This is a genomic window from Rhodobacter sp. Har01 (assembly GCF_020564565.1).
Lineage (GTDB): Bacteria > Pseudomonadota > Alphaproteobacteria > Rhodobacterales > Rhodobacteraceae > Pseudogemmobacter.
On the sequence record NZ_JAJCTD010000008.1, the window covers coordinates 1 to 17,780 of the forward strand.

Sequence of the window (17,780 nt, forward strand, 5' to 3'; positions counted from 1 at the left end):
TCAACACCGTCGATCCCCACGCCTGGCTCGCCGACACCCTCGCACGCATTCCGGACTACAAAATCACAAAGGTCAACGATCTGCTCCCGTGGCGCTGGAACCGATAGCAGTCTGGCCGGACGCTTACACGAATTCCGCTGACCTGCTCCCCTGAAACGTCCGCACTTTGAAGTTAGTCTGTTCTCCAGCGAAGGAGACGAACATGAAGCGCAGCAGGTTCACGGTGACCTGCTCCCCTGAAACGTCCGCACTTTGAGGTTAGTCTGTGCGCCAGCTTGACATGGCCGACCTGCAGCTTCGTGCGCTTGCCGCCCGGAGCCTCAGTCCCTTTTGGATCACTCCGTTGCCCCCGCCGCTCTTCGCTTCTGGGGAAGGTTCACATGGCTCAATTCTCAGTGGAAATTACGCGCCGACCCGGCTCAGTTCCGGGTGGAAATCAACAGGGTGGCCGTCAGCCGATGTGCGCAACAGAGACCCCGATCTCCGTCTTCCCAGCCACAGGGAATCCGGAACGGGAACTCCGGACAGGACCTCAAGACCGCCATTCCCCGACATATTGACGATACCCGCGAACAGGTCGACATCCTCAGGCGCGTGATCAAGGCCGTCTGGCAAGAGGCCGAGGGCGAGAAATGCAGGGTCCGCATCAAGCTGGCCGGGCATGCCGTCGGCGTGGTGGCTTCCGGCACAAAGCACAGATCGACCTGCCGCGGCGCGACGTCGCTCGTGCTGCGGCAGAGGCTGCGGACCTTCACCATCCGGCGGAAGGACGACCATCACAGCCCGGGCAGCCCGTCCCTTGCGAAGAAGAACCGGATCATGGCTTCGCTGGCATTCGGCCCCCTGGCGTCCGTGAAGGACCCGCGCGGCGACCCGCCCGACCAGGCATGGCCCAATCCCTCGATGTCCCAATGCTCGACAAGCGCGGTCCCGTCGCTGTCCAGGCTTGCCTGCCGAACAAAGGCGCGCCCCGCCACTGTGCCGCGATCATCGACCTGCACCACCTGCCGGGGTCCAAGCGCAACCGCGCGCTCGGCGATCCTGCGGCCGTTCGACGGGTGGACCGTGGTGTCGGCGCTGCCATGCAGAACGATGGTCCGCACCGGCACGGCACCGGGTCTGGTCGCCCGGTCCGGGCCATTCCCCGCCATCGCGGCGAAGGCGGACGGCAGGTCCGTGGCCGCGCCGCCTGGCAAGCCCGAATGGGCGCCCACCCCAGAGAACAGGTCCGGATAGGTCTCGCCCAGGATCACCGACATTGCGGCCCCGGCAGACAGTCCGGCGACAAAGATCCTGTCGCCCGGCACGCCCTGCGCGGCCGCAACGTTGCGCGCAAGGCCGGCCAGAATCGACGGCTCACCCTGGTCGCGGTGCTGGTCGCCGCGCCGGAACCAGTTCCAGCAGGTCTGCGCGTTCTCGCCGCGCGACTGGTGGGGGTAGACCACGATGAACCCATGGGCCTCGGCAAGCGCGTTCATCCCGGTGCCTGCCGCAAAGTCCTCGGGGGTCTGGGTGCAGCCGTGCAGCATGACGATCATGCCGGTGGCCCGCCGGCGGGCCAGAGTGGGCACATAGGTGCAATAGCGACGGCTGCCCGCTTCGCAGTTGAACTGCTCGTCCTGCCAGCGGGCGCCGCTGGGGATGTCGGGCACCGCGGCCCGGACGTCCGCCGCTGCCGGACGCAGGCGTGCCATCATGTCCTGCAACGGAGAGCTGGTCGTGGCCTCTGCCGTTGCCCCTGACGCAAGGCCGTGCTGTGCCAGCGTGCGCTGGACCAGATCGGCCGCAAAGGACGGCGCTGCGGATGGCAAGCGGCCCATCGCGGTGCGCCAGGCGCGGGGGTCGAAATCTGTCATCGGCTCAGTCCTTCCTGATGTTCTACCGGATACGTCCGGCCAAGGCCCGCTTGACTTCGGGGGTGGCCTGCAACGCGCCCAGAACGGTGATCGAGCCGATCGTGGCACGCGCCAGCTCGGCCGAGACGTCGGGCGCGATCCGCGCCAGACCCACCACCTTCACATGCAGAACCTTGCCGGCGTCGCGCAGCGCCTCAAGGTCGGCCCGGCCATAGTCGCGCAGCCCCAGTTCCAGCGTCTGGCGCTGGAGACTGGCTCTGACCGTCTCGTCCTGCGCGTCAAGCTGCCGGCGGATGGCAGAGCGGATGAAATCGCTCCGGTTGGCGTAAAAGCCCTCTTGCACCAGCAGATCGACCCGCCCGAGATCGACGAAGCCAAGATTGATCGTGATCTTCTCGCTTTCGGGCTGCGTCTCGCGCGGCGGCTTGCCGTTCGGCATGGTTCTCTCCATCCATATGGATGGTATATGGATGGAACATGCAGAGTTCAAGACTGAAGTCGGCGCCGTCCTTCTGCCGGTCCCTTGCAGGCCGGGGCGCTGACGCCAATCCTTTGGTCTTCGAACCGGTGACTGCCGCGCGCCGGGCCCCGCCGGCGCTTGCCGGCCCGGGACCGGCCGCAAGGCAAAACGCCCGCACCTTTCGGCACGGGCGTTTGCGGGAAACCTGTGAAAGGGCTTAGCGGCGCAGGCCGAGGCGCTGGATCAGCGTCGTGTAGCGCGCTTCGTCTTTCTTCTTGAGATAGTCCAGCAGCTTGCGGCGCTGGGCGACCTGCATCAGAAGGCCACGACGCGAGTGGTTGTCCTTCTTGTGGGTCTTGAAGTGCTCGGTCAGCGTGGCGATGCGCGACGACAGGATGGCAACCTGAACCTCGGGCGAACCGGTGTCGCCTTCCTTGGTGCCGTATTCCTTGATCAGCCGCGCTTTCTCTTCAACCGTGATCGACATCGCAATGCTCCTTGCGGTTTGGCGTGACGGCCACAGCCGGGATGTCGTCCAGCAGGGCCCTTGAACACCGCCTTGGCAGGCGGATGCGTGCGTATAGGGGGAAACGGACCGAAAGAAAAGCCGGATTCTCGGCCCGCGGCCCGCCAGAAGATCGGAACGATTTGGCGAAAGCTTGCAGCGTCGAACGGCTGCGAGGACGGCTTGATTCGTGCTATCACGGCGGATGAATTCCTAATCCTGTCAGAAGGTTGGAGGGGAACATGGTTAACGCCGCCGTGGGGGCGGCTTCTGACAGATGTGGGGTGACAAGCGATGCTGCTGATGCTGGGAATGATGGGTGCTGTCCTGGCCGGGGTTCTGGCGGAAAGCGTCATGGGGCTGACCTCGGGCGAGGACGCCGAGGATGATGCCGGCGACGACGCCGCGGATGAGACGCCGCACGAGGAAGGCGACCAGGACCTGTTGCAGGACGAAGACGGCGCCGAAAGCGACGACTCCCCGGACGCGCAGGATGATCCGGTCACCGTTCATGGCGATGCGGCCGACAACAGGATCTCGGGCGGCGAGGCTGACGATCTTCTGGCCGGCGGCGCGGGCAATGACCAGATCGACGCGCAGGGCGGCGACGACCGCCTGGATGGCGGCGATGGCGATGACCGGATCTGGGCCGGGGCGGGCGACGATCTGGCCCTGGGCGGCAATGGGGCCGACCTGATCGAGGGTCAGGACGGCGCAGACAGCCTGTGGGGCGAGGCCGGCGCTGACATGCTGGCCGGGCACGAAGGCGCGGATGTGCTGGACGGCGGCGATGGCGGCGACACGCTGCTGGGTGGCGGCGGCGACGATAGCCTGGACGGCGGCGCGGGCGATGACTGGCTGGCCGGAGGCGACGGCAACGATGTGCTGGCCGGCGCCGCAGGGTCGGACACGCTGGACGGCAACGCCGGCGACGACATGCTTTCGGGCCTGTTCCCGGAAGGCGACGATGAAGAGATCGACTTCCTGAACGGCGGCGCCGGTGACGATGTGCTGACCCTGGGCGCGGGCGACTATGCCAGCGGCGGCGCGGGGGCGGACGAATTCACCCTCAGCCAGTGGCTGGGCGAGGGTGGGCACGCAACGATCACCGACTATGACGCAGCAGAAGACCAGATCGTGCTGGTCTATGATGCCGCCGTGCATGCCGATCCGCAGGTGACGGTCGAGGCCGTCGAGGGGTCGGACGCGGTGAACATCCTGCTGGACGGCACCTCGGTGGCCACGGTGAACGGCACGGTGACTCCGGCGGACATTCAACTGCTGGCGGCCTGATCCCCAGGCGGGGTGGCAGCGCGAAAGAACGGCAGAAAGGCGCCCAGCACGGCTTCGGGCGCCTCTTCCATGACGAAATGGCCGCTGTCCACCGATGCGTCGGTCACGGTCTCGGCCCAGCGGCGCCAGATGCCCGCGGGGTCGCCGGTGCGGGCGGGAAAGCCGTGCCGGCCCCAGAGAAAGTGCAAGGGCGCCGTGATGCGGCGCTGGGCGGCGCGGTCGGCTTCGTCATGCGCGCGGTCGGTGGTGGCCCCGGCGCGGTAGTCGGCGCACATGGCGGCGATGCGGGCGGGGTCGCGGGCCTGCTCGCGATAGCTGCGCAGGGAATCGGCGGGGAAGACGGCAAGCGACTTGTGCTGGGTCCAGGAGGCAAGGGTCCAGTCGATATAGGCCACCGGGTCAGCGTCGATCATCCGTTCGGGCAGGGGGGCGGGCTGGGCAAGGAAGGTCCAGTGATAGGCGGCAAGGGCCAGTTCGGCGCCCCAATGTGCCCAGTATTCGGCGGTGGGGGCGATCTCGATGATGCCCAGGCGCGACACCCGGTCGGGGTGGTCGAAGGCCAGCCGATAGGCGACGCGGGCACCGCGGTCATGGCCAAGGATCATCGCCTGGGGCAGGTGCAGGGCATCCATCAGGGCGACGATGTCCGCGGCCATCTGGCGTTTGGAATAGGTGGCGTGGGTGGCGTCGTCGGGCGGCGCGTCGGACTGGCCATAGCCGCGCAGGTCGGGGATGAGCACGCGGAAATGCTGCGACAGGGCGGGGGCGACGCGCCACCAGCACATCCCGTTCTGCGGGTAGCCGTGCAGCAGGATCAGCGCCGGGCCTGACCCCGCCTCTTGCAGCGACAGGGTGATGTCGGGCAGCGCGATGCGGCGGCGGGTGAAACCGGGGATTTCGGACATCGGCATGGGTTCCTTGCGCGGCAGCGGTCAGGCCGGGATGGTGCAGCGGCCGGCCGGGGGTGCGCAAGAGTGCTGACGGCGGCCGCCGGGGGCTTCGCGCCCCCGGGCCCCCGCGGGGTATTTTCGCCAAGATGAAGTTGGGGAGGAAGGGGGGCTTAGCGATTGAAGACGCGGCTGGGGTGCAACTCGCCGCCCATGTAGCGGCCGACGGCGAGGGCAAGGCCGTCGAGGCTGGCCCAGGCCTCGGAGCCGTAGGGCAAGTGGCCCAGAACCTGACCGGGGTTGCCGTGCGACAGGCGGGTGGCGCCTTCGGGGGTGGCCTGCAGTTCGGGCAGGCCGGTGAGGGCCTGTTCAAGCGGGTGGAGGAGGCTGTCGATTTCAGGCATGCCGGAAAGGCGGTCGAGGTCTTGCAGGGTGCAGGCGTCACTGGCGCGGAAGGGGCCGGTCCAGTCGCGGCGGAGCCATTGGACATGGGCGAGGCAGCCCAGGGCGCGGCCAAGGTCGCGGGCGATGCTGCGGACATAGCCGCCCTTGCCGCAGACCATCTCCAGATCGGCATGGTCGGGGTCGGGGCGGGCGAGGAGGCTCAGGCGCTCGACGAACAGCGGGCGGGCGGCGAGGTCCATGGCGATGCCTTCGCGGGCCAGGTCATAGGCGCGCTCGCCGTCGACCTTGACGGCCGAGACCTGCGGCGGGACTTGCAGGATGTCGCCGCGGAAGGCGGCGAGGGCGGCTTCGATCTGCGCGTCGGTGGGGCGGTTCGGGCTGGTGGCCAGGGTTTCGCCTTCGGCATCGTCGGTCGAGGTGGCCGCGCCGAAGGTGATGCGGAAGCGGTAGGCCTTGCTGGCGTCGGTGATCAGCGGCACGGTCTTGGTCGCCTCGCCCAGGGCCACGGCAAGAACGCCGGTGGCGGCGGGGTCAAGGGTGCCGGCGTGACCGGCCTTTTGCGCGCCGAAGGCCCGGCGGACGCGGGCGACGACCTCGGTCGAGCCGATGCCGGCGGGCTTGTCGACGATGACCCAGCCCGAGACGGGGCGGCCTTTCCGGGTGCGGGCCATGGCCTAGCCTTTCGGGACGACGGCGCCGACGATGGGGCCCATCGGGAAGCCAAGGTCGCTGCGGCCAAGGTTCGGCGCGTAGAGGCGCGAGATGCTGCCGTCGAAATACAGCGCGTCGGGCAGGCCAAGGTGATCACGGAACAGCCGCGCAAAGCGGTGGAAGTTCACCGCGTCGTTCGAGATGGCAAAGACGGCGCGGCTGCCATCGGGGCTGACCCCCACGCCGTTGCGGATGTAAAGCGAATCGCTGTCGGGCAGCAGCTTGGGGTGCAGCGCGCCGCCGATCACCAGCATCGGGCCGGATTGGGTGGCCCAGGTGCAGGCGGGGCGCCGGGTCTTGAAGGTGCGGCTTTCGACGACGCGGAAGCCGCCCTCGCCCCAGCAGAACACGCCGTTCGGCAGAAGGCCGAAGTTGCCGGGGCCGTCGCGGGTGACAAGTCCCGCGAGTTCGCGCCCGGCCTGCACGAACAGGCCCACCGGCGACAGGTCGCGGTGATACATGCCGGCGTTCATCGCAAAGCCCAAGGTGGCGCCATCGGCGGCCAGCGCGTCGTTGACGGCGGCAAAGCTGCCGTAGGGGCCATCGGCGCCGTTCAGGAACAGCCGCAGGTCATCGGCCCGGGTCACCTCGCACAGGGTGAAGGAGGTGGCCTCGAACACCTCGTCCCGGCAGGCGGTGGCCGCCGCCGGAAGGGCCGTCTGCGGCAGCAGCAGGGCCAGAAGGGCCAGCAGGCGGCGCATGGCCTAGACCTGATCCTCATCCGGCGCGGCAAGGTCGCGCTGGACGGTCGGGTCGGAGAACAGGCGGCGGGTCTCGTCCAGGCGGTCGAAGGTTTCATCCGGGCGGAAGCGCAGGTCGGGGGCGTATTTAAGCGTCAGCTCGGCGCTGACGCGGTGGCGCAACTCGCCCTTGTTGCGCGACAGCGCCTTGATGGCGTCCTCGACCGGCACGCTGCCCATCAGCGGCATGACATAGACCGTGGCAACCTTGAGGTCGGTGGACAACGACACCTCGCCCACCGTGATCGACATGGCGTTCAGTTCGGGATCGTGGATCTCGGCCCGGTTCAGCACGTCGGAAAGGGTGCGGCGGATCAACTCGCCGACGCGCAGCTGACGCTGCGAGGGGCCTTGGCCCGAGGAGGAGCGTTTGGAGGACATGGGCAGCGGTCTATGCGGAATCGGCGGGCACCGCAACGGGCCGGGCTTTCGCGGGCGCGCGATGGGCGCTAAAGCGCGAAGGGAAGCGTGGAGGGTTGGCCAATGGCGGACGTGCCGGGAATCGTGGTGACGGGGGTATCCGGCCGGATGGGCCGGATGCTGGTAAAGACGATTGCCGACAGCGGGCGGGCGCGGCTGGTGGCGGGGGTGGAACGCGAGGGGCACCCTTGGGTGGGCCGCGACATTGGCGAGGCGATGGGCGGGCCGGCGCTGGGGGTGACGGTCACCGATGACCCGGTCGAGGCCTTTGCCCGGGCGCAGGGGGTGGTGGACTTCACCACTCCGGCCGCGACGGTGGAGTTCGCCGGGCTGGCGGCGCAGGCGCGGGTTTGCCATGTGATCGGCACCACCGGGCTTGAGGCCGCGCATCTGGAAAGGATCGCCGCGGCGGCGCGGCATGCGGTGATCGTGCGGGCGGGGAACATGTCCCTTGGCGTCAACCTCCTGGTGCGGATGACGCAGAAGATCGCCGCCGCGCTGGACGAGGATTGGGACGTGGAAATCGTCGAGGCGCATCACCGGGCCAAGGTGGATGCGCCATCCGGCACGGCGCTGATGCTGGGCCGCGCGGCGGCCGAGGGGCGCGGGGTCAGCCTGGAGAATTCCATCGTCTCGGGGCGCGACGGAATCACCGGGGCGCGGGTCCGCGGGGCCATCGGCTTTGCGGCGGTGCGCGGCGGCGACATCGTGGGCGAGCACGACGTGATCTTTGCCGCCGACGGCGAGCGGGTGGTGCTGCGCCATGTGGCGACCGACCGGGCGATCTTTGCCCGCGGGGCCTTGCGGGCGGTGCTCTGGGGGCAGGGGCAGAAGCCGGGCGAATATGACATGATGAACGTGCTGGGGCTCTGACCTTCGGGTCGGCCCCGGTTGAAGACCGGCATCGCGGGTTGATCCTGACGCCGCATGCCCGTCCCGCCTGGCGGGCGGGTCTGTCGCATTCCTGTGATGGGCGCGTCGTCTGGCGGTCATGCTCCGATGATAGGCGGGCGCTGTCCATTCATCCCGGAGAACGCCATGAGAACCCTTTTCGCCACGGGCATCCTGACCGCAGGCCTGTTCGTCGCCGTGCAGGCCGCCGCGCAGGAGACCATCCGTTTTGCCGTGACCGACATCGACGGGCTTGAGGCGCTGCAGCGCGAGATGGGGCCGTTCAAGGACGCCTTCGAAGCCGCCTCGGGCCTGACGGTCGAATTCTTCCCGGTCTCGGGGCGCACCGTGGCGGTCGAGGCGATGGCCGCCGACCAGATCGACTTCGTGCTGACCGGCCCGGCGGAATACGTGGTGTTCAACGCCCGGCTTGACGCGCAGCCGGTGGTGACCTGGGTCCGCCCCGACTACTATTCCACCCTCGTCGTGCTGGATGCCAGCCCGGCGCAAACGCCGGCCGACCTCAAGGGCGGAAAGGTCTCGTTCGGCGAGATCGGCTCGACCTCGCAGCACCTTGGCCCGGTGACGCTGCTGTCCGAGGCCGGCCTGACCTATGCCACCGACTACGAGCCGGTGTTCCTGAACCGCAACGTCGCTGTCGAGGCGCTGATCAACGGCGAGATCGCCGCCATCGGCCTGAACCGCACCCACATCGACAGCATCACCGAAAAATTCCCCGACCAGAAGTTCCGCACCATCGCCAAGGGCATCACGCTGCCGAACGATGTGCTGCTCGTCTCGCCCAAGGTGGCGCCCGAGGTGGTGGAAACCGTCCGCAAGACCTTTGCGGATAAGGGCGACGAGCTGCTGGCGGCGCTGACCTCGACGGAAGAGAACGCCAAGTATATCGGCGGTGCCTTCGGAGCTGCCGTGACCGATGCCGATTACGACGTCGTGCGCCAGATGTATGTCAACGTCGGTATCACCGAGTTCACCGAATTCGTCGGCCAGTGACCGGCCGATGAACGCGCCCGCGCATCCGGCGCAGGTCTTGGCGGGGTCCGTTGCGGCGGGCCCCGTGCTTGCCGTTGACGGCCTGTCCCGCGCCTTCTCCGGGAGCAAGGTGCTGGACGGGCTGAGCTTCGTCGTTCCCGCCGGTCAGGCCACCGCGCTGATCGGGGCCAACGGGTCGGGCAAGTCGACGCTGCTCAAATGCCTGATCCGGCTGGGTGGCGAACCCGATGCCGGCCGGATTCAGATGCTGGGCTGCGACGTGCGGGCGCTGCCGCCACGCGACCTGCGCCGGTTCCGGGCGCGGGTGGGCATGGTCTGGCAGCGGCACAACCTGGTGCCGCGGCTGTCGGCGCTGTCGAACGTGACCCACGGCGTGCAGGCGCGGCTGTCCGGCCCGCGCAGCTGGTTCCAGGCGCTGGCCCCGGCCGAGGTTCGGGCCGAGGCGATGGCCTGCCTTGACCGTGTCGGCCTGGCCGACCGCGCCATGGCGCGGGTTGACGGGCTTTCCGGCGGGCAACAGCAGCGCGTCGCCATCGCGCGGATGCTGATGCAGCGCCCCGAGTTCATCCTGGCCGACGAACCCGACGCCAGCCTTGATCCGCAGACCGGCCAAGAGGTGATGGCGCTGCTTCTGGGTCTGGTCCGGCAGGACGGGCTGTCGCTCTTGGTGATCTCGCACCGGCTGGAACACACGCTTGCCTTCTCCGACCGCATCCTGGGCCTGGCCCAGGGCCGCATCGCGCTGGACCTGCCCACCGCGCAGGCCAATGAACCGGGCCTGCGCCGGTTCTTCGACCACGGGGTCGCCGCATGACGGCGGCCGTCGCCCCGACCCGGTTCCGCCGCCGCAGCCTGGCGGAATACACCGGGCTGGTGCTGGTGCTGGCGCTGGTCGTCTCCTCGCTGGCCGCCACCGCGCCCTCGCTGGACAAGATCGGCCGCGGCGTCGCCCGGCTGTTCGCGCCCTCGGGCCTGGTCATGCAGATGTTCCCGCCGGATTTCAGCCGCATCGTCCCGATCGGCTGGAAGCTGCTGGAAACCCTGCAGATGGCCGTTGCCGGTTGTGCCCTGGGGCTGGTCTTCGCGCTGCCCTTCGCCATCCTGGCGACCGACCGGCTGTCGCCGCACCCGCTGATCCGCACCGCCGCCCGCGCCCTGATCGCGCTGTTTCGCACCGTGCCCGATCTGGTCTGGGCGATTGTCTTCATCATCGTCGTCGGTCTTGGCCCTGCCGCCGGGGTGCTGGCGATCATGGTTGACAAGATCGGCTTTGCCGGCCGCTTCTTCGCCGAGGCGATGGAGGAAACCGACCCCGGCCCGCAGGACGCCCTGCGCGCCATCGGCGCCTCGCGCCTGGGCCTGATCGTTTCGGCGGTAATCCCGGCCAGCCTGCCCTCGTTCACCGCCACCTCGCTGTTCGCGCTGGAAAAATCGGTGCGCGGCTCGGCCGCGCTGGGGCTTGTCGGCGCCGGCGGCATCGGGGTCGACCTCAAGGTCGCGTTCGACCTTTTCAACTACGACGAGGCGCTTGCCATCATCCTGATGATGCTCGCCCTCGTCATCGCCGTCGAGCAGGGCTCGGGCTGGATCCGAAGGAAACTCATATGACGACCGCGCAACCCACCGACACCGCCCACCAGTATTGGAACGCCGAGTGGCAGCAGGCCGATGCCGGCAGCCCCTGGGCAAAGGCCGAACCCTGGGTGACGGACCACGCCGGCACCCTGCCGCCCGGCAGCCGCATCCTGGACCTGGGCGCCGGTATCGGCCGCCACGCGCTGGCCTTTGCGGCGATGGGCCACCAGGTCACCGCGCTGGACGCCGCCGAAGCCTCTGTCGCCGCCGTCAAGGCCTCCGCCGTTGCCCAGGGCGCCGCGCTGGACATCCGCCTGGCCGCGATGACCGACCTGCCCTTCGACTCCGCCAGCTTCGACCATGTCCTCGCCTGGAACGTCATCTACCACGGTGACGAAAGCGTGGTCCGCCGCACCCTGGCCGAGGTTCACCGCGTGTTGCGCCCCGGCGGCACCTTCATGGCCACCATGCTGTCGAACCGCCGCCTGGCGGTCGAGCGCGCCAAGGCCCCCGGGCATGAGATCAGCCGCCACACCTGGGTTTTCGAAGGCCCCGGCGACAAGGTCCACCCGCATCACTTCTGCAATGCGGCCGATCTGGTTGCCCTCCTGCACGGGTTCGAGCCGTTCACCCTTTACGACCGCCCGCATGACAAGCCCGGCTCCTGGCACTGGCATTTCCTGGCCGAGCGTCTGGCATGAGCGCCGAGCTGATCGAAGGCGCCAGCCTGGTGCTGGATGACCGGATCGAGACCGCCTCGGTCCGCATCGAGGACGGCCGCATCACCGGCCTGGACGTCGCCCGAGACGGCGCCAGCGTGATCCCCGCCCGCGGCCGCCTGCTGGCCCCCGCCTTCGTCGATGTTCACGGCGATGCCTTCGAACGCCAGCTCATGCCGCGCCCCGGCGTCACCGTGCCGACCGAGGCGGCACTGCTGGAAACCGATCGGCAACTGGCCGCGAACGGCATCGCCACCGCCTACCACGCCCTGACCCTGTCGTGGGAGCCGGGCCTGCGCAGCGTGGAAACCGGCTGGCAGGTCGTCCGGGCGCTGCACGCCCTGCGGCATCGGCTGACCGCCGACAACCGCGTCCAGCTGCGCTGGGAAACCTTCTGCCCCGAGGCAGAGCCGCTGATCGAGCATGTCCTCCGCGGCACCGATTCCGGTTTGGACCGGCCCTCGCTGGCGTTCAACGACCACACCACCGCGGCGCTGCTGCACCCCGAGGTCGCCCTGCACGACCGCCCCTTCGACCATGCCCCCGACTACCCGGTCACCGAACTGACCGCCCCCGGCTTCCTGCACAAGATGGCCGACCGGGCGAAACGCGCCCACATGACCACCGCCGAATTCGTCGCCCTGATCGCCGATGTCTGGGCGCGGCGCCCCGAGGTGCCCGGCCACATCGACCGCATCGCCGCGCTGGCCCGCGCCCATGCCGTGCCGATGCTCAGCCATGACGACAGCCAGCCGACGACCCGCAGCTACTATCGCGGCCTCGGCGCAACCGTGGCCGAATTCCCCATGCACGAACGGGTGTTCCTTGCGGCCCGCGAGGCCGGCGATGCCATCGTCCTGGGCGCCCCCAACGCCATGCGCGGCGGCAGCCACCTCGGCAGCCCCGGCGCGGCCGAGATGATAGCGCGCGGCCTCTGCGACATCCTCGCCTCCGACTACTATTACCCCGCCATGCTGGGCGCCGTGGTCCGCCTGCACGCCGACGGCGTGGCGCCGCTGCCGGCGCTGTGGCGGCTGGTCGCCGCCAACCCCGCCGCCGCGATGGGCCTCAACGACCGCGGCCGCATCGCGCCCGGCCTGCGCGCCGACCTCTTGCTGCTCGACTGGCCCGAGGGCCACGCCCCCGCGCCCCTGCGCACCTGGGTGTCGCGTCGCGGCGGCTATTCCTGCCTGCCGTCCGTCCGCCAGCCCGAACCCGTCCACTGACCGCCCTGCCTCAGGAGCAACGCCCATGATGTCCGACGCGCTGACCTTCGACATCGACCCGATGCCGCCGCCGGTGACCTTCACCTATGCGCACCCCGGCCAGTCGCCGCTGCGCCGCGGCCTGATCCAGATGGTCGAGACCCTGTCCGGGCGGCCGCGGCTGCAGCGGCTGTATCTCGACTGGGTGGCCTATGGCCGGCAGCCCGGCGAATCCGTCTTCGCGGCGGCGCAGCGGCTGCTGGGGGTCAAGACGCAGATCGAAGGCCGGGCGAACCTGGCCGCGGTCCCGAACGAAGGCGGGCTTCTGCTGGTGGCCAACCATCCCTTCGGCATCGTCGACGGGCTGGCCATCGGCGATCTGGGCATGCGCCTGCGCGGCAACGTCCGCATCCTGACCAACAGCCTGCTGTGCCGGGTGCCCGAAGTGGACCCGCACCTGTTGCCGGTCGATTTTTCCGGCACGCCCGAGGCGCGCCGGCTGACCGGCGAGACGCGGCGCAAGGCGGCCGAGTTGCTTGCGGCGGGCAAGGTGGTGGCCATCTTTCCAGGCGGCGGGGTGGCGACCGCGAACCGGCCCTGGCGCGGCCGGGCGGTGGATTCGCCCTGGCATCCCTTCGTCGGCCGGTTGGCGACCATTCCCGGCGTGACCACGCTGCCGCTGCATTTCTCCGGCCAGAACTCGCGCCTGTTCCAACTGGCCAGCCATGCCTCCTATCCGCTGCGGGTGGCGCTGATCTTCCACGAGACCCGGCGTCGCATCGGCCGACCGGTCACGCTGAACATCGGGGCCCCCCTCGCCGCCGCGGACCTGCGCCGCCTGGATCGCGACGCCGTGGCCAAGACCCTGCGCCACAGCACCATGGCGCTTGCCATGCCCGCCCTTGCCGATCCTGACGAAGCCTTCGCCTGGCCGTCGCACATCCGCTGGTGACGCGCCGGACCGGGACTGCCGTCATGCAAGTTTCACGCGATTGAAGGGCGGCTGTCACATCGTGTGGATACGACCGCCGGCAGTGACCGCCTGGGGGTGTGCCGATGCTGGAAGTCAAAGGCCTGACGCGCCTGTTCGGCCAAAAGGCCGCCGTGGACAACGTCAGCTTTGCCGTCGACCGCCCAGCCTTCGTGGGCATCATCGGCCGTTCCGGCGCGGGCAAGTCCACCCTCCTGCGGATGCTGAACCGGCTGACCGACGCCACCTCGGGCGAGGTCCTGGTCGAAGGCCGCAACATCCTGGCGCTCAAGGGCACGCAGGCTCGCGCCTGGCAATCGCAATGCGCGATGATCTTCCAGCAGTTCAACCTGGTGCCGCGGATGGACGTGGCCTCGAACGTGCTGCACGGCATCCTCAACCGCCGCAGCACCCTGCAGACCATGTTCAACCTCTGGCCCCGCGCCGACATCCTGCGCGCGCTCGACATCCTTGATCGCCTCGGCATCGCGGAACAGGCACCGAAGCGGGCCGAGGCGCTGTCGGGCGGCCAGCAGCAGCGCGTCGCCATCGCCCGGGCGCTGATGCAGGACCCCAGGATCATCCTGGCCGACGAACCCATCGCCTCCCTGGACCCGATGAACGCCCAGGTGGTGATGGACACCCTGCGGCGGATCAACGTCGAGGACGGCCGCATGGTCATCGCCAACCTGCACACGCTGGACACCGCGCGGCGCTATTGCGACCGGGTGATCGGCATGCGCGACGGCCGCATCGTGTTCGACGGCGCGCCCGACCAGCTGTCCACCGGCGTCGCCCGCGACATCTACGGCGCCGACGAGACCTTCAACGAAGACGCCACCTCGACCGCCATCCCCGCCGATGCCTCGGCCGACCGCTCGTACGCGGACGCGATGCTGTCCTGACCCTGAACGACCAACCCACGGAGAACCCATGCAAAAGCTGCTGACTGCAACCGCCCTGACCGTGATCCTGGCCTCTGCCGCCCAGGCGCAAGAGATCACCGGTTTCAACATCGGCATCCTTGGCGGCGAGAACGCCCAGGACCGCCTCGCCTCGACCGAATGCCTGCGGGTGAAGATGGAGGAAACCCTTGGCGTCCCCGTCAAGCTGTTCACCCCGGCCGACTATGACGGCGTGATCCAGGGCCTTCTGGGCGGCACGCTCGACTATGCCTGGCTGGGCGCCAGCGCCTACGCCAAGGTCTACCTGACCGACCCCGAAGCGGTGGACGTGATGCTGACCAAGCAGAACGTCGACGGCTCGACCGGCTATTACTCCATCGGCTTCGCCAGGGCCGACAGCGGCATCACCTCGATCGACGATGCCAAGGGCAAGACCTTCGCCTTCGCCGACCCGAACTCGACCAGCGGTTACCTGGTGCCCGCCGCCGAACTGACGGCCAAGTATGGCAAGCTGGAAGAGTATTTCTCGGACGTGAAGATGTCGGGCGGGCATGAGCAGACCATCGTCGGCGTCGCCAACGGCGACTTCGCCGCCGGTGTCAGCTGGGCCGATGGTCTGGGCAACTGGGAAGACGGCTACAATTCGGGCGCCTTCCGCAAGGCCGCCGATGCGGGCCTCGTGGACATGTCGAACCTGGTCGAAATCTGGCGCTCGACCCTGATCCCCGAAGGCCCGATGGTCATCCGCCGCGCCCTGCCGCAGGACGTCAAGGACAAGGTCACCCAGCTGACCGCCGACCTGTGGGAAACCGACAAGGAATGCGCCTATGGCGTCGCCGCCGGCGAGGCCAAGGACTTCGTGCCGGTGAAGCATGAGGACTATCAGGGCATCATCGACGCCCGCAAGCTGCAGGAAGGCCTGTAAGCCCCGCTTCCGCTGCCCGGCCGGATCCCTCTGGGGTCCGGCCTTTTCCTTGCAGGACACCCCATGGTCGATATCGCCTTCGGGCCCGAACCGGGCCGCCGCCCCGACCTGACAGATGGCCGCGCGGCCTATCTCGACATGGTCCGCCGCAAGCGGATGTATGGCGGCATCCTCCTGGCGCTGTTCGTGGCGCTGATGGCCTCGGGCTTCATCCTGGCCAACGACCGCAACGCCGGCGGCTTCTGGGACGGGCTGCCGATGCTGACCGCCTTCCCGTCCGAAGTGTTGTCCGAGGCCTGGGCCACCCGCGCCAACATTCCCGGCCTGATCGCGGCCCACGTCCCCGCGCTGGTCGAGACGCTGAACATCGCCGCCGTCGCCACCCTCTTGGGCGCCCTTGCGGCCATGGCGCTGGCGCTGCTGGCCACCCGCGGGCTGGCCCGCTGGCCCCGCGCCATCCCATTCTTCCGCCGCAGCATGGACGCGCTCCGCGCCATCCCGGAAATCGTCATCGCCCTGGTGCTGATCTTCGTCCTTGGCGGCGGCCCGGTCCCCGCCGTCATCGCCATCGCGCTGCACACCGGCGGCGCCTTGGGCAAGCTCTTCTCGGAAGTGGCCGAGAACGCCGACCTGCGCCCCGTCGAGGGTCTGGCCTCGGTCGGCGCCAGCTGGGGCCAGCGGATGTGGCTGGGCGTGATCCCGCAGGTCGCGCCGAACTGGCTGTCCTATGCCCTTTTGCGCTTTGAAATCAACGTCCGCGCCAGCGCCATCCTGGGCTTCGTCGGCTCGGGCGGGATCGGCCACGACCTCAAGATCGCGATGCAATGGGGCCAGGGCCGCTATGACGAGGTGGTGGCGATCTTCCTGCTGCTGTTCCTGTCCATCGTGGTGATCGACCGCACCTCGGACCACTTCCGCAACCGCCTGGTGAAAGGGTCGCAAGCATGACCGCCGCCCTTGCGCCCGGACTGGCCGACACCGTCACCCGCCGCTTCGCCGCCCGGCGCCGGCTGGCCTTCGCCCTGCCCGCCGCGATCCTCGCCTACCTGATCTATGCCGCCATCAGCTTCGACATCGCCGGCCTTGCCGCCCGCGCCCGGTTCGACAACGCGGCGATCCTGCTGTCCGACTTCTGGTCGCACAAGACCCACGTCACACGCGACAACCGCACCGGCGCCCTGACCGTCGCCATCGAGGGCGAGGCGAAGGGCACCTACGCCCCCGGCGCCGCCCCCGACTGGGTGCAGGTGAACGGCGCCGTCACCACCATCGACCTCGGGGCCGGCCACATCGTCACCTATGACGAGGCCGGCGCGCGCTACGTCGTGCCCGGCTACGGCATCCTCGACATTCGCCCCGAAGGCGGCAAGCCAGTGCTGACCGCGCCGCAGCCCCTGCCCGACTGGATCTCGGTGGCCGAGAACAAGGTCTCGGTCACCACCGACGCCGGGCGCTTCAGCTATTCCCGGTCCAAGGTGGAAACCTTCAAATACGAACCGGGGTGGGAGCTGTTCTTCTTCACCCTCGATAGCCCGTTCCACGGCAAGGGGCCGCTGGAACTGGCCGGCCTGGCCCTGTGGGGCAAGAGGGTGGACCCCGACCGCACGAACATCGGGTTCATGATCTCGGACGTCTGGCACAACAAGATGTGGCGGCATTCCGATGTGGTCTGGGCGCTGTTCGAAACCGTGCTGATGGCCTTCCTCGGCACCTTTGCCGCCGCGCTGGTGGCCCTGCCGCTGGCCTTTCTTGCGGCGCGCAACTTCATGCCGCTGGGGCCGCTGCGGTTCGCCGTGCGGCGGGTGTTCGACTTCATCCGCGGGGTGGACGGGCTGATCTGGACCATCGTTCTAAGCCGCGCCTTCGGGCCCGGCCCGATGACCGGCGCCATCGCCATTGCGCTGACCGACAGCGGCACCTTCGGCAAGATGTTTTCCGAGGCGCTGGAGAACATCGACGAGCGGCAGGTCGAAGGGGTGCGCTCGACCGGCGCCAACGCCCTGCAACGGGCGCGGTTCGGGGTGTTTCCGCAAGTGACGCCGGTGTTCCTCAGCCAGGTGCTGTACTACCTGGAATCGAACACCCGCAGCGCCACGGTGATCGGCGCCATCGTCGGCGGCGGCATCGGCCTGCTGCTGACCCAGGCGATCCAGACCCAGAAAGACTGGGAAGAGGTCGCCTATTACATGGTGCTGATCGTGCTGATGGTGATGGCGATGGACAGCCTGTCGGGCTGGCTGCGGCGCCGGCTGATCAAGGGTTCGGAGGGGGGCAAAAGTTAACAGATCATGAATTCGGA

Annotated in this window: 20 protein-coding genes and 1 pseudogene; 14 read left to right on the forward strand and 7 right to left on the reverse strand. The window is 68.8% G+C overall.

The window, feature by feature from the left end; translation table 11 throughout:
* The coding region (locus LHP98_RS16650) for a transposase domain-containing protein (RefSeq protein WP_227253783.1) at positions 1 to 107 on the forward strand (107 nt) is incomplete at its 5' end.
* A gap of 337 nt (positions 108 to 444) precedes the next feature.
* Positions 445 to 741, forward strand: a pseudogene (locus LHP98_RS19715) (DUF892 family protein); the annotation flags it as partial.
* Between the two features lie 35 nt (positions 742 to 776).
* Here LHP98_RS19715 and LHP98_RS16660 read toward each other — a convergent pair.
* The 3 genes from LHP98_RS16660 to rpsO form a co-directional block, all read right to left on the reverse strand.
* On the reverse strand, positions 777 to 1,856 hold the full coding sequence (locus LHP98_RS16660) for an alpha/beta hydrolase family esterase (protein WP_227253687.1): 1,080 nt from the start codon (positions 1,854 to 1,856) through the stop codon (positions 777 to 779).
* Positions 1,857 to 1,878: 22 nt separating this feature from the next.
* Complete coding sequence (locus LHP98_RS16665; RefSeq protein WP_227253688.1) at positions 1,879 to 2,295, reverse strand: CopG family transcriptional regulator; 417 nt, start codon at positions 2,293 to 2,295, stop codon at positions 1,879 to 1,881.
* Between the two features lie 238 nt (positions 2,296 to 2,533).
* Positions 2,534 to 2,803, reverse strand: a complete 270-nt coding sequence (gene rpsO, locus LHP98_RS16670) for a 30S ribosomal protein S15 (RefSeq protein WP_227253689.1) — start codon at positions 2,801 to 2,803, stop codon at positions 2,534 to 2,536.
* Between the two features lie 312 nt (positions 2,804 to 3,115).
* Between rpsO and LHP98_RS16675 the strand changes: the two genes are divergently transcribed.
* Entirely contained in the window at positions 3,116 to 4,114 is a 999-nt protein-coding gene (locus LHP98_RS16675; RefSeq protein ID WP_227253690.1) for a calcium-binding protein, read from the forward strand.
* Here LHP98_RS16675 and LHP98_RS16680 read toward each other — a convergent pair.
* The 4 genes from LHP98_RS16680 to rbfA form a co-directional block, all read right to left on the reverse strand.
* Positions 4,096 to 5,019, reverse strand: coding sequence for an alpha/beta fold hydrolase (locus tag LHP98_RS16680; RefSeq protein ID WP_227253691.1), 924 nt, complete (start codon positions 5,017 to 5,019; stop codon positions 4,096 to 4,098). The genes LHP98_RS16675 and LHP98_RS16680 overlap by 19 nt on opposite strands.
* Positions 5,020 to 5,174: 155 nt before the next feature.
* A complete protein-coding gene (truB, locus tag LHP98_RS16685) occupies positions 5,175 to 6,077 on the reverse strand; it encodes a tRNA pseudouridine(55) synthase TruB (RefSeq protein WP_227253692.1) in 903 nt (300 codons plus the stop codon).
* Positions 6,078 to 6,080: 3 nt separating this feature from the next.
* Complete coding sequence (locus LHP98_RS16690; RefSeq protein ID WP_227253693.1) at positions 6,081 to 6,818, reverse strand: phosphodiester glycosidase family protein; 738 nt, start codon at positions 6,816 to 6,818, stop codon at positions 6,081 to 6,083.
* A 3-nt stretch (positions 6,819 to 6,821) separates the two neighbouring features.
* A complete protein-coding gene (gene rbfA, locus LHP98_RS16695) occupies positions 6,822 to 7,238 on the reverse strand; it encodes a 30S ribosome-binding factor RbfA (RefSeq protein WP_227253694.1) in 417 nt (138 codons plus the stop codon).
* 102 nt (positions 7,239 to 7,340) lie between these two features.
* On the opposite strand from rbfA, the gene dapB reads away from it, so the two are divergent.
* The 11 genes from dapB to phnE (LHP98_RS16750) all read left to right on the forward strand — a co-directional run bounded on the left by dapB (position 7,341) and on the right by phnE (LHP98_RS16750) (position 17,763).
* Complete coding sequence (gene dapB, locus LHP98_RS16700) at positions 7,341 to 8,150, forward strand: 4-hydroxy-tetrahydrodipicolinate reductase (protein WP_227253695.1); 810 nt, start codon at positions 7,341 to 7,343, stop codon at positions 8,148 to 8,150.
* A gap of 165 nt (positions 8,151 to 8,315) precedes the next feature.
* A complete protein-coding gene (locus tag LHP98_RS16705; protein ID WP_227253696.1) occupies positions 8,316 to 9,182 on the forward strand; it encodes a PhnD/SsuA/transferrin family substrate-binding protein in 867 nt (288 codons plus the stop codon).
* Positions 9,183 to 9,189: 7 nt separating this feature from the next.
* Complete coding sequence (locus tag LHP98_RS16710) at positions 9,190 to 9,996, forward strand: phosphonate ABC transporter ATP-binding protein (protein ID WP_227253697.1); 807 nt, start codon at positions 9,190 to 9,192, stop codon at positions 9,994 to 9,996.
* Positions 9,993 to 10,790 (forward strand): phosphonate ABC transporter, permease protein PhnE, encoded by a 798-nt coding sequence (gene phnE / locus LHP98_RS16715; RefSeq protein ID WP_227253698.1) that lies wholly within the window; start codon positions 9,993 to 9,995, stop codon positions 10,788 to 10,790. Before LHP98_RS16710 ends, phnE (LHP98_RS16715) begins: the two co-directional genes overlap by 4 nt.
* On the forward strand, positions 10,787 to 11,458 hold the full coding sequence (locus LHP98_RS16720; RefSeq protein WP_227253699.1) for a class I SAM-dependent methyltransferase: 672 nt from the start codon (positions 10,787 to 10,789) through the stop codon (positions 11,456 to 11,458). Before phnE (LHP98_RS16715) ends, LHP98_RS16720 begins: the two co-directional genes overlap by 4 nt.
* Positions 11,455 to 12,702, forward strand: coding sequence for an alpha-D-ribose 1-methylphosphonate 5-triphosphate diphosphatase (locus tag LHP98_RS16725; protein ID WP_227253700.1), 1,248 nt, complete (start codon positions 11,455 to 11,457; stop codon positions 12,700 to 12,702). Before LHP98_RS16720 ends, LHP98_RS16725 begins: the two co-directional genes overlap by 4 nt.
* A 25-nt stretch (positions 12,703 to 12,727) precedes the next feature.
* Positions 12,728 to 13,633 (forward strand): lysophospholipid acyltransferase family protein, encoded by a 906-nt coding sequence (locus LHP98_RS16730; RefSeq protein WP_227253701.1) that lies wholly within the window; start codon positions 12,728 to 12,730, stop codon positions 13,631 to 13,633.
* A 104-nt stretch (positions 13,634 to 13,737) separates the two neighbouring features.
* On the forward strand, positions 13,738 to 14,556 hold the full coding sequence (phnC, locus tag LHP98_RS16735) for a phosphonate ABC transporter ATP-binding protein (protein WP_227253702.1): 819 nt from the start codon (positions 13,738 to 13,740) through the stop codon (positions 14,554 to 14,556).
* Between the two features lie 28 nt (positions 14,557 to 14,584).
* Entirely contained in the window at positions 14,585 to 15,481 is an 897-nt protein-coding gene (gene phnD, locus LHP98_RS16740; protein WP_227253703.1) for a phosphonate ABC transporter substrate-binding protein, read from the forward strand.
* Between the two features lie 63 nt (positions 15,482 to 15,544).
* Positions 15,545 to 16,429, forward strand: a complete 885-nt coding sequence (phnE, locus tag LHP98_RS16745) for a phosphonate ABC transporter, permease protein PhnE (protein WP_227253704.1) — start codon at positions 15,545 to 15,547, stop codon at positions 16,427 to 16,429.
* Positions 16,426 to 17,763, forward strand: coding sequence for a phosphonate ABC transporter, permease protein PhnE (gene phnE / locus LHP98_RS16750; protein ID WP_227253705.1), 1,338 nt, complete (start codon positions 16,426 to 16,428; stop codon positions 17,761 to 17,763). The genes phnE (LHP98_RS16745) and phnE (LHP98_RS16750) overlap by 4 nt, the downstream gene beginning before the upstream one ends.
* Positions 17,764 to 17,780: the final 17 nt, after the last annotated feature.